9 protein-coding genes are annotated in these 11,959 nt (G+C 38.7%); 8 read left to right on the top strand and 1 reads right to left on the bottom strand.

The genetic code is table 11. The features are described 5' to 3' along the window. Positions 1-307: 307 nt before the first annotated feature. Positions 308-1,144: a pyruvate, water dikinase regulatory protein gene (locus GGG_RS0113995; protein ID WP_010115969.1), complete on the bottom strand. Its 837-nt coding sequence runs from the start codon at positions 1,142-1,144 to the stop codon at positions 308-310. Between the two features lie 155 nt (positions 1,145-1,299). On the opposite strand from GGG_RS0113995, the gene ppsA reads away from it, so the two are divergent. The 8 genes from ppsA to GGG_RS0113955 all read left to right on the top strand — a co-directional run bounded on the left by ppsA (position 1,300) and on the right by GGG_RS0113955 (position 11,953). Continuing rightward, positions 1,300-3,678 carry a phosphoenolpyruvate synthase gene (gene ppsA, locus GGG_RS0113990; protein WP_010115968.1) on the top strand — a complete coding sequence of 793 codons (2,379 nt, stop codon included), beginning with the start codon at positions 1,300-1,302 and terminating at the stop codon, positions 3,676-3,678. An 89-nt stretch (positions 3,679-3,767) separates the two neighbouring features. Then, complete coding sequence (locus tag GGG_RS0113985) at positions 3,768-4,538, top strand: RDD family protein (protein WP_010115966.1); 771 nt, start codon at positions 3,768-3,770, stop codon at positions 4,536-4,538. A gap of 305 nt (positions 4,539-4,843) precedes the next feature. Further along, complete coding sequence (cyoA, locus tag GGG_RS0113980; RefSeq protein WP_010115963.1) at positions 4,844-5,905, top strand: ubiquinol oxidase subunit II; 1,062 nt, start codon at positions 4,844-4,846, stop codon at positions 5,903-5,905. 3 nt (positions 5,906-5,908) lie between these two features. Further along, the gene (gene cyoB, locus GGG_RS0113975) at positions 5,909-7,900 is read left to right on the top strand and encodes a cytochrome o ubiquinol oxidase subunit I (RefSeq protein WP_010115961.1); all 1,992 of its coding nucleotides are present in this window, start codon (positions 5,909-5,911) and stop codon (positions 7,898-7,900) included. Between the two features lie 4 nt (positions 7,901-7,904). Then, positions 7,905-8,522 carry a cytochrome o ubiquinol oxidase subunit III gene (gene cyoC / locus GGG_RS0113970; protein WP_029574599.1) on the top strand — a complete coding sequence of 206 codons (618 nt, stop codon included), beginning with the start codon at positions 7,905-7,907 and terminating at the stop codon, positions 8,520-8,522. Next, positions 8,519-8,845: a cytochrome o ubiquinol oxidase subunit IV gene (gene cyoD, locus GGG_RS0113965; protein ID WP_029574598.1), complete on the top strand. Its 327-nt coding sequence runs from the start codon at positions 8,519-8,521 to the stop codon at positions 8,843-8,845. The genes cyoC and cyoD overlap by 4 nt, the downstream gene beginning before the upstream one ends. Positions 8,846-8,851: 6 nt before the next feature. Continuing rightward, positions 8,852-9,730, top strand: coding sequence for a heme o synthase (gene cyoE, locus GGG_RS0113960; RefSeq protein WP_010115954.1), 879 nt, complete (start codon positions 8,852-8,854; stop codon positions 9,728-9,730). Between the two features lie 123 nt (positions 9,731-9,853). Next, on the top strand, positions 9,854-11,953 hold the full coding sequence (locus GGG_RS0113955) for a hypothetical protein (RefSeq protein WP_010115952.1): 2,100 nt from the start codon (positions 9,854-9,856) through the stop codon (positions 11,951-11,953). Positions 11,954-11,959: the final 6 nt, after the last annotated feature.

Genomic DNA, 11,959 nt, shown 5'->3' with positions numbered 1-11,959 from the left:
CTAGAGCCTTACTAATAATTAGATTGTTTTTTATTCCATTATGTCAATTTTAAATAGCAAAATAAGACAACGCTCTTAGCTTTTGCCCAATATTGAAGACTTAAATGATGCATAAATTTCAGTTTAGATTCGATACTCTCTAAATGCCGAAATGAATGTTTTATTAAATACCTTTATTCCAAATCCTGACTGAATTCTCAATTAATTCAGTTTGATTAGACTGATAAAAATAAAAAAGCTGAACCTAAGTTCAGCTCAAATTCGTCATTACGTTGTAATGTAGAAATAAATACGTTTATTTAACGATTTAACCAATACGACGTTTCAATCCTGTCATTTGCAGAACACGTGTTGAAATTTCTTCAATCGACATTTCAGAAACATTTAAATATTTAATGCCTTCAGAAATGTAAATCCCCTCCACCGCACGAAGCTCCATTTGACATTGGCTGAAACTTGCATAACGACTATTGGCTTTACGCTCTGAACGGATCGCAACAAGACGCTCTGCATCAATCATTAGACCGAAAAGCTTATGTTTATGTTCTTTAAGGACTGCTGGCAAGCGATTGTCGTCCAAATCTTCTTCTGTTAATGGGTAGTTCGCAACTCGAATTCCGAATTGTAATGACAAATAAATTGAGGTCGGTGTTTTGCCTGAACGAGATACGCCAATTAGGATCAAATCTGCTTTGTCATAGTGTCGAGTTCTTGCACCATCATCATTGTCCAAAGCAAAATGAACAGCATCAATACGAGCTTTATATGACTCAGAATCAGTCACTGCATGGGTTTGTCCGACTAAAGTTGTAGGCGGTGTACCTAAAACATCAGATAATTTACTAATAAGTCCTTCAAATACATCAAGATTTACAGCATTTGCAGTATTAATAATGTCTCGAACATAAGGGTCAACCAAAGTATCGAACACCAAAGGCTGTTGCCCATCTTTATCAGCTCTTTTATTGATTTCTTCGACGACATTCATTGCCGCTTCTTCAGACGTAATGTACGGAATAATATGTATATCAAACTTTACATGAGGAAATTGCGCTAATAATGAATGCCCAAGAGTTTCAGCAGTGATCGCAGTACCATCAGAAATGAAAAAAACGCTCCGCTTTATTTGGTTACTTTCTGACATTAAAATTCTCCTCAAAAATTTGTCTTAGCGATGTATAATCTTTATAGTAACCCCCATCTTACATGACTATCACTTAGTTGAATCAAAATGCTAAGTTTTTTGTTATAATTTCATGCCAAGATAGTGATTAATACTGCAAAAGTGGAGTAACAACTTTGGAAGCACGCGTAATCGGTCTGGAAAAACTAGGGAAACACGACGTTGAGATCGTGGGTGGTAAAAACTCTTCACTTGGGGAAATGATCAGCCATTTAGCAAATGCTGGCGTATCTGTACCAGGTGGATTTGCAACGACTGCAGAAGCGTATCGCGAATTCCTTGAACAAAGCGGTCTTAATGCAAAAATCAATGCTGAACTTGCAGTATTGAATGTTGATGATGTAAATGCACTTGCTGAAACTGGCGCAAAAATTCGTCAATGGATCGTAGACACTCCACTTACAACTGGACTTGAAAAAGAAGTTCGTGAAGCTTTCGCAGCGCTTTCAAATGGCAACCCTGACATTGCTGTTGCGGTTCGTTCATCTGCAACTGCCGAAGATTTACCAGACGCTTCATTTGCTGGGCAACAAGAAACTTTCTTAAATATTCGTGGTATCGACAATGTCCTTATCGCAATCAAAGAAGTTTTTGCTTCACTTTATAATGACCGTGCTATTGCTTACCGTGTACACCAAAATTTTGCGCATGACGTTGTTGCGCTTTCTGCGGGTATTCAACGTATGGTTCGCTCAGAAACAGGTGCTGCTGGTGTAATGTTTACACTGGATACAGAATCTGGTTTCCGTGAAGCTGTATTCATCACTGCCTCTTATGGTTTGGGTGAAATGGTTGTACAAGGTGCAGTAAACCCTGATGAATTTTATGTTTCTAAGCCATTACTAAGAAATGGTAAGCATGCGGTTATTCGCCGTAATTTGGGTTCTAAACACCAAAAAATGATTTACGGTGATGAAGGTGCTGCGGGTAAATCTGTTGTTGTTGTAGACGTAGAAAAAGCGGATCGTCAACAATTTGCACTCAATGACTTAGAACTTCAAGAACTTGCTAAACAAGCGTTGATCATTGAAGAACATTATGGTTCTCCAATGGACATCGAATGGGCGAAAGATGGTGACGATGGTCAAATCTATATCGTTCAAGCACGTCCTGAAACAGTAAAAAGCCGTGAAAATGTCGGCACAATGGAACGTTACCTGCTTAAACAAAAAGGTACTGTACTTTGTGAAGGTCGTTCAATCGGTCAGCGCATCGGTTCAGGTAAAGTACGTATTGTCACTTCTATTAAAGAAATGGACAAAGTACAAGAAGGTGATGTACTCGTTTCAGACATGACTGACCCAGACTGGGAACCAGTGATGAAACGTGCTGCTGCAATCGTAACAAACCGTGGTGGTCGTACTTGTCACGCTGCAATTATTGCACGTGAATTAGGCGTACCTGCGATTGTGGGTTGTGGTAATGCAACTGAAGTACTGACAGACGGTCAAGAAGTGACTGTTTCATGTGCTGAAGGTGATACAGGTTTCATCTATGAAGGTGCTTTGGATTTTGAAATTCAACGCAACTCAATTGAATCTATGCCTAAACTTCCGTTCAAAATTATGATGAACGTGGGTAACCCTGACCGTGCATTTGACTTTGCTCAAATTCCAAATGAAGGGATTGGCCTTGCGCGTTTAGAATTCATCATCAACCGTATGATCGGTGTGCATCCAAAAGCATTATTGAACATTGACAGCCTACCACGTGAAACACGTGCTGCTGTGATGGCACGTACTGCGGGTTATGCATCACCAATCGAATTCTATGTAGAAAAATTGGTTGAAGGTATTTCTACTCTTGCTGCTGCATTTACTGATAAACCAGTGATTGTTCGTATGTCTGACTTTAAGTCAAACGAATATGCGAACTTAATTGGCGGTAAATTGTATGAGCCAGAAGAAGAAAACCCAATGCTTGGTTTCCGTGGAGCGAGTCGTTATGTGTCTGATAACTTCCGTGACTGCTTCGAATTAGAATGCCGTGCGTTGAAGAAAGCACGTGATGAAATGGGTCTTACTAATATCCAAATCATGATTCCTTTCGTACGTACTGTGACTGAAGCGAAGCGTGTGATTGAATTATTGGCACAAAATGGTTTAAGACGTGGTGAGAACGGTCTTAAAGTGATCATGATGTGTGAATTACCAACCAACGCTTTATTGGCTGAACAATTCCTTGAGCATTTCGATGGTTTCTCTATCGGTTCAAATGACTTGACACAGTTAACTCTTGGTTTAGACCGTGACTCGGGTATCGTTTCTCACCTGTTTGATGAACGTGATCCTGCGGTTAAAGCATTACTTTCTATGGCAATTCATGCATGCCGTAAAGCAGGTAAATATGTAGGTATCTGTGGTCAAGGCCCTTCAGACCACCCTGATCTTGCAAAATGGTTAATGGAGCAAGGTATCGAATCTGTTTCTCTTAACCCAGACTCAGTTTTAGATACTTGGTTCTTCCTTGCTGAAGAAAAGACTAAACAAGTTTAATAAAACGTGTTAAAAAAGACCCTCTCGTAGGGTCTTTTTTTCATCTACGACTTTTTGTATGTTTAGATTTATTTTGAGAATTTAGTTTTATGCAGATTTACTTGGCGAGAAATAATCAACAAGCTGGGCCATATACCATTGAACAACTCAATCAGATGCTTGCAAGCCAACAAGTCTTATTGACGGATTTAGCTTGGCATCAAGGTATGACTGAATGGAAAGCGCTTGGTGAGCTTACACAAGGTCAATTGGTCTATACACCGATTGGGTATACTGCACCCTCTACACCTACGCCTTCACATGTAAATAACGATCAGAATAATACCATTCAGAAAATTCGTGTAGAAACGAAACCATCGCAAGAACTTGCCAGTTTCGGTTCACGTATCTTTGCTAAGTTTTTAGATCTGCTGTTGTGGATACCTGCTGCTGTCATTCCGTCGTTCTTCCTTAAACCTGACCAAATTACACAGCTCACTGCATTACAACAAAAAATGCAGAATAGCAGCAGCTCAAGTCAAATGGGACAATATCAGCAAGAATTGCTCAATTTGATTCCTGTTGAAGCATGGCAAAGTGTGTTCTTTTACATCATCATCATGTTGGCAGTACAAGCCTTTTTCCTTGCAAAAACTGGACAAAGTTTAGGTAAAAGAACGGCAAAAATTAAAATTGTGGATGCAAATACTGGTGATAAAGTCAGCCTAACTCGTGTTTTCCTTATCAGAAGTGTGATTTTCATATTTCTGAATATGATCTTTATGCCATTTATCACAATCATCGATCATGTTTTCGCCTTCAGTCCAAAACGTCAAACATTGCATGACAAATTGGCCAAAACCAAGGTGATAAAACAATAAATTTGCATACTTTATTTGGGATGATTCGTCATCCCTTTTTTATTTCCATAATATTGATTTTAAAAATAAACATACTCATCAGTCATTAATTCCGAGTAAAAAATTTGGTTTTTATAACAAACATTTAAAGCAACGTTATCTATAGATAAGTTTGTCTAGATGAGGCATAATGCCCTACAACGTAGCGGTGTCAGATCATTGAGAATGTTTATTGTTTGTAAATAATAGTCATTTTCAATCATGCGACACTTTAATCGCTATCCCATATTTAAATAGGGAATGGGACTCTTCACCGAGGTTGTAAAATGAGACAAACGATTTTAGCTGTATTGTCTTTATCTACGCTAGCTGCGCTCTTAACTGGGTGCGGTGGTGATATGGTACTTCTAAACTCTAAAGGTCCAGTAGCTTCAGGTCAAAGTGACTTGATGATGAAAGCGATCTATTTAATGCTTTTGGTGGTGATTCCATCAGTTATTATGGCATTGTGGTTTGGTTGGAAATATCGTGCGTCAAATAAAGATGCAGACTATAAACCTACATGGGCACACTCTACTGCAATTGAAATTGTAGTATGGGGTATTCCTTGTATTATTATTGCTATTCTTGCGTATTTAACATGGTGGGGTTCACATCAATATGACCCATATAGACCATTAACAAATGCTCAAGGTGAAATGGAAGACCATTTAAAAATTCAAGCTGTAGCTGAACAATTTAAATGGGTATTTATCTATCCTGAACAACAAATAGCGACTATTAACGAAGTTCGTTTCCCAATCCATAAACCGATTGAATTTCAAATCACTTCTAACTTTACAATGAACTCATTCTTCATTCCAAAGTTAGCAGGTCAGGTTTATGCAATGGCGGGTATGCAAACTAAGTTACACATGCTTGCAGATCAACCTAGCCCAGCTGAGGGTTATCGTGGATTCTCTGCAAACTATAGTGGCTATGGTTTCACTCAAATGCGTTTCAGAGCGCATGCAGTGTCTGATGCAGATTTCAACACTTGGGTTGAAGCTGTTAAAGCAGGTAAAGGTACTTCAATCAATCCAGAAGCAGTTCAAAAAACTGTTTTAGATCAAGCTGAATTTGCCACTCTCAAAGATGGTGACCGTTCTAAGCACCAGATTGAAGCAATGGTCAACAATGCTCGCACTCCAGAAGAAATAGCACTTGCACATGAAGCTGAACGTAAAGGTCCATTCCCTACTAAGCCTCACGTTGTGACTTATTATTCTTCAGTAGAGCCAGACCTATTCAAGCACATTATCAATACATACATGAGCAACTACCATGGTGCAGACCATGCGGCAGCTGAACATGCATCTGTTGAACACACTGCTGCTGTAGGGGAATAAGACATGTCTTTGTTATTAGGTAAACTCAACTGGGATGCAATCCCTAAAGAGCCTATTGTACTTGTGACCATGGTTATTATGGCTCTTGGTGCAATTGCAGTGATTGGTGGTATCACCTATTTTAAAAAATGGGGTTACCTGTGGAACGTATGGTTTAAATCTGTAGACCATAAAAAAATTGGTATCATGTATATCTTGGTATCTGTAGTCATGTTGCTCCGTGGTTTCGCCGATGCAATCATGATGCGTCTTCAACTGTTCCTTGCAAAAGGTGGCGGTGAAGGCTATTTACATCCAGACCATTACGATCAGATCTTCACCGCACATGGTGTAATCATGATCTTCTTCGTAGCAATGGGTCTTGTTGTAGGTATGATGAACATCACTGTACCGCTTCAAATCGGTGCGCGTGACGTTGCTTTCCCATTATTGAACTCTGTGAGCTTCTGGTTATTTGCTGGCGCTGCGGGTCTGATGATGGCTTCACTTGTATTAGGTGAATTTGCTGCAACAGGTTGGATGGCTTACCCTCCTCTGTCAGGTATTCAATATTCTCCTGGTGTTGGTGTTGACTACTATATCTGGGCACTTCAGGTTTCTGGTCTCGGTACGCTTTTAACGGGTGTTAACTTCTTCGTTACCATCATCAAAATGCGTGCACCTGGCATGAGCCTAATGGATATGCCGATCTTTACATGGACTGCACTTTGTACAGCTGTATTGATCATTGCATCATTCCCAGTTTTAACTGCAACAATTGCAATGTTAACCCTTGACCGTTACTTCGGTTTCCACTTCTTCACCAATGAGCTTGGCGGTAGCCCAATGCTTTATGTGAACTTGATTTGGACTTGGGGTCACCCTGAAGTATACATCTTGGTATTACCTGCTTTTGGTCTTTACTCAGAAATCGTTTCGACATTCTCTCGCAAAACATTGTTTGGTTACAAATCAATGGTATATGCGACTATTGCGATCACAGTACTTGCGTTCGTAGTATGGCTTCACCACTTCTTTACGATGGGTGCAGGCGCAAATGTCAATGCCTTCTTCGGTATCATGACCATGATCATTGCGATCCCTACAGGTGTGAAAATCTTCTCTTGGTTATTCACAATGTATAAGGGCCGCATTACCTTTACATCACCTATGTACTGGACACTTGGTTTCCTTGTGACTTTCGGTATCGGTGGTTTAACAGGTGTATTGATGGCAGTTCCACCAGCTGACTTCTTGGTTCATAATTCTTTATTCTTGATTGCCCATTTCCATAACGTAATTATTGGTGGTGTGGTATTCGGTATGTTCGCAGGTATCACTTTCTACTGGCCAAAAATGTTTGGTTGGAAGTTAAATGAAACTTGGGGCAAAGCGTCATTCTGGTTCTGGTTCTTCGGTTTCTATTTTGCATTCATGCCGTTATATATCCTTGGTTTCATGGGTATGACTCGTCGTTTGAATACATATGACAACCCAGAATGGGACCCATACCTTGCAATCGCATTATTTGGTGCTGTTCTTGTTGCAATCGGTATTGCATGTTTCATCATGCAGATCGTCGTAGGTTACCTACAACGCAATGACAATATGGATAACACTGGCGATCCTTGGGATGGTCGTGTACTTGAATGGTCTACCTCTTCTCCTGCTCCGTTCTATAACTTTGCTGAAATTCCAAAGATCAATGGTATTGATACTTTCTGGAATGACAAAGAGAATGGCGTAGCGTATGCACGTCCTGCGAAATATGAAGATATTCATATGCCAACTGACCGTGCTGCAGGTTTTGTCATTGCAATGTTCATTACCACTATGGGCTTCGCTTTAATCTGGCATGTTTGGTGGCTTGTTGTCGTTACTTTCCTTGGCGCTGTGATCAGCTTCATCGTAAGTTCATTCACGAAAAAAGTGGATTACTACGTCCCTGCTGCTGAAGTAGAACGTATCGAAAACGAACGTTATGCTTTACTTGAAAAACATTTGAAGAAGGACTAAGGACATGACTGAAGTACTTCATCACGACCACGGACACGATGAACATCATCATCACGATGATACAGACATCACCGTCTTTGGTTTTTGGACATACTTGATGAGTGACTTGATTTTATTCGGTACACTTTTCATCGCGTTCGCTGTATTAAGCAGTCATATTCCGCCTGGTACTCCAAGTCCAAAAGAGTTATTTGGTGAGTCTTTAGGTTTCGTACTTGTTGAAACTTTTGCTCTCTTGATCTCTTCTGTAACTTTCGGTTTTGCGGTTCTTGCTTCATACAAGAAAAATGTAAACCAAGTTCTATTGTGGTTAATTATCACTTGGATCTTCGGTGCAACGTTTATTGGTATGGAACTTTATGAGTTCAACCATTTAGTTCACGCTGGTCATGGTCCTACCCACAGTGCGTTCTTATCTGCGTTCTTTACCTTAGTTGGTACGCATGGTATTCACGTAACTTCTGGTCTAGTTTGGATGATCGTGTTAATGGTTCAAATCAAGAAATATGGTTTGACTCTACCAAATACACGTCGTCTTGCATGCTTAAGCTTGTTCTGGCACTTCCTTGACATCGTTTGGATCTGTGTATTCAGCGTCGTTTACTTACTGGGAGCTGTATAATGAGTCATGATCATAATGCTGCTGGTGCATCGCACGGTAACTTCAAGCAATACACTATTGGCTTTATCCTTTCAGTTTTACTCACAATCATCCCGTTTGGGATGGTGATGAGTGGAATGACTGGTGGCGTAGTGATTGCAACGATTGCAATTACTGCTGTTGCACAGGTTCTTGTCCAATTAGTGTTCTTCTTGCACATGAATTCATCTTCTGAACAACGTTGGAACGTGATTGCATTTATCTATACGATTTTGACAATTGCAATTCTTCTGATTGGTTCTGTTTGGATCATGAACTACTTACATTCAAACATGATGCTCTAGGGTGTCATGTTGAAGAAATATCTATTCCTGACTAAGCCAGGAATTCTCTTCGGTAACTTCGTTACCACTTTGGGCGGCTTCTTTTTAGCCGCTCAAGGTTCAGTAGATTTCCTATTGCTTCTTATCACCCTTCTTGGAACAACACTTGTGGTTGCTTCAGGTTGTGTTGTCAACAATGTCATTGACCAAGACATTGACCAAAAAATGCAACGCACGATGAACCGTGCTCTCGTCAAAAAAACCATCAGTCCTACAGTTGCTTTACTTTTTTCTGCTGTATTAGGTTTGATTGGCTTTGGCTTGTTGTGGTTTTTTGTCAACGCCTACGCATTTGGCTTTGCTGTACTCGGTTTTGTTGTTTATGTCATTTTTTATAGTCTTTGGAGTAAACGTACCACCATTCACCAAACTGTGATTGGTAGTATTTCTGGCGCAAGCCCTCCTGTCATTGGTTATACCGCTGTTTCACATGAGTTTGATGTTGCTGCATTATTGCTTTTTTTAGCTTATGCACTTTGGCAAATGCCACATTCTTGGGGAATCGCAATTTATCGTTTTGATGACTATAAAAATGCGAATATTCCTATTTTACCTGTAGCACGTTCTATATACCGCACAAAAGTTGAAAGCTTAATTTATGTGTTGTTATTTGCCGCAGTATTAAATGGTCTATATTGCTTTGGCTATACCAATATTCTCTTCTTAGTAACCTTTAATGCACTATGCGCCTACTGGGTGTATTTATCCATCATTGGTTTTAAAGCAGAAAATGATCAACTTTGGGCGAAAAAATATTTTTTATATTCTGTAATTTTAATTACCGCTTTAAGTTTTAGCTTTAGTTTTAGCTACATCTCCCCTGCACCACATTTACCGCTTTTCTAAAAAGATAGAGTCCAACTCTATCTTTTTTTATTTCTGAATTTTTCTTCAATTTTACATTTACTATTTTTATAACAGCATTCCCTTGTTATCATCGTTATAACAATTACAAATTTAAAGACCATTATGAAATCTAAAAAATCCTGTATTTCTCTAGCCTTATTTGGCTCAATTTTGCCATTATTTTTATATGCTACAAATACTCATGCAGGCTTTGAGCCAATCTGTAATCCTGATTTTATAATGCAAGGTAAAGTCTATTCTGCGTGTAGTAATTTACCTGTACTTCTGCCTGCCAATGATAATCATAGCAATATGATTTTGTTGCTCAGTGATTTGGGTTTAGCCAATATCAAAACATATCAAGGTGATCAAAACCTATGGGATTCAACCTATGCAACAGTCCCATTTGATGACTCTACACTTGTTCGTATGGCAGAAAACAAAATTGGAAACCATCGTGCAAAGTTTGAAGAAACACGTGATTATTTTGATGAACGCTGTGCCACATTAGCCAGTGGTAAAATAAGTTTTAATGAACAAGTCAAAAATAATAAAAACCTTTCTGTTCAAGAAAAACAATCCCTTATTGCTGAACGCAATAAAATTTCAGAATGTAGTAATAAAATCCAGTTATTGGCTGTCGATCCACAATGGTCTGCAACTGCACGTCAATACGCCTCTTATTTAAATGCAACGATTGCTTTTTACAATACTAACTATTCTACAGCGACTAAGATATATTCAGTTTTAGCGACTGTCGATGATGCATGGTTAAAAGAAACTTCGCAATATATGCTCATTCGCGCAAGCTTAAACTCCGCATATGCAACAGGAACAAATCAATATGGTGATGTCGATTTAGATAAAATTAATCAAAATCTGCTAAAAGAATTCCTAGATAACATCACCACTTACTTAAAGCTTTATCCCAATGGACAATATGCTGCCAGTGCACGAGGCTACATGCGTCGTGGTTTTTGGCTGACAGGTCGTCAAGATTTACTGGTCAATGAAATTGTATGGCAAATACAAAATCCTCAATCTAAATATTACAATTTAGATGTAAGTGAGCTTCCTTCTGAAATTGATCGTCGTGTTTTTGGTAGCCAATATTTTAACGCTAAGCATTTAAAAGATCCGTTCTTCCTCGCAACTTATGATTTGATGCAAATGCGAGCATCGAATTCCGAAGGCTATAAACCAATCACTTGGTCACAACTCGATACGCAAAAAGACCATTTCAAAACTCAGCCTGAACTGTTTAAATATTTACAAGCTGTGCATTTATTTTATGTGCAAAATAAAGCACAAGAAGCTTTAAATTATTTACCGAAAGACCTTTCTGGCGCAAATAATTATCTACAATTGAGTCAAGTGTTTTTAAAGGGGCAAATTTTAGAAAAAAATAGTCCAACTCAAGCTGAACACTATTGGTCACAATGGCTCAATAAATCGAAGAATGCATATCAACGTGGATTATTTGAAACAGCGCTGTCTAATCATCTCAATTCTAAACAAGACATCAATGCATTTATTGGTAAAAATCCAACCATCAAACAAATCAACTTACAAAAACGCTTTATTGTCTTTAAAGCAAATGAAGCCTCTTTGCAAAAAATTATTCAAAGTAAAGAAGCCAATTTAGATCAAAAACAAGCAGCAATTTATACCTTATTAAGCAAGTCTTTAGACCATCAAAATTATGCATTATTTAATCAAACCTATGCTGAATTACCCAAAGATGCAGCACAATATAAAGATTATGAAAGTATAGAAAAATTAAAAAATAAACCGCCCTTTGCCAATTTTATTTGGAATGGTTCAACCATTACACCGCAACTCATTTGTTCAAATCTTCCAACCTTGACCAAGCAACTAGAAAAATCCCCGAAAGATCTTTTTTTAAATGTTTGCATGGGTGAATATGTTCGCAGTGGATATCATGGCTTACCCTACCAACTTGCTGAAGAAAATGATGAACAATCATTCCAAGGAAAGCGATTTACACGTGGCGAAGTTTACAAAAACGTGATTAAAACGGGGACTCAAGGTGATTTGCAGGCCTATGCGCTTTATCGTGCGATCATGTGTTATTCGCCAAGTGGCATCAATGATTGTGCGGATCAAGATGTTGCGAAAAATGTGCGTAAACAATGGTATGACCAAATAAAACGTGACTATCCGAATAGCACTTGGGCAAAATCTTTAAAATATTATTGGTAATATATT

The organism is Acinetobacter sp. P8-3-8 (assembly GCF_000214135.1).
Classification (GTDB): Bacteria; Pseudomonadota; Gammaproteobacteria; order Pseudomonadales; family Moraxellaceae; genus Acinetobacter.
This window is presented reverse-complemented; position numbering and strand designations above follow the sequence as displayed.

Bases quoted from the DNA above. Each gene is read 5' to 3' on its own strand.
- GGG_RS0113995 (WP_010115969.1), bottom strand. From the start codon at position 1,144: ATGTCAGAAAGTAACCAAATAAAGCGGAGCGTTTTTTTCATTTCTGAT.
- GGG_RS0113985 (WP_010115966.1), top strand. From the start codon at position 3,768: ATGCAGATTTACTTGGCGAGAAATAATCAACAAGCTGGGCCATATACC.
- cyoA (WP_010115963.1), top strand. From the start codon at position 4,844: ATGAGACAAACGATTTTAGCTGTATTGTCTTTATCTACGCTAGCTGCG.
- cyoB (WP_010115961.1), top strand. From the start codon at position 5,909: ATGTCTTTGTTATTAGGTAAACTCAACTGGGATGCAATCCCTAAAGAG.
- cyoC (WP_029574599.1), top strand. From the start codon at position 7,905: ATGACTGAAGTACTTCATCACGACCACGGACACGATGAACATCATCAT.
- cyoE (WP_010115954.1), top strand. From the start codon at position 8,852: ATGTTGAAGAAATATCTATTCCTGACTAAGCCAGGAATTCTCTTCGGT.
- GGG_RS0113955 (WP_010115952.1), top strand. From the start codon at position 9,854: ATGAAATCTAAAAAATCCTGTATTTCTCTAGCCTTATTTGGCTCAATT.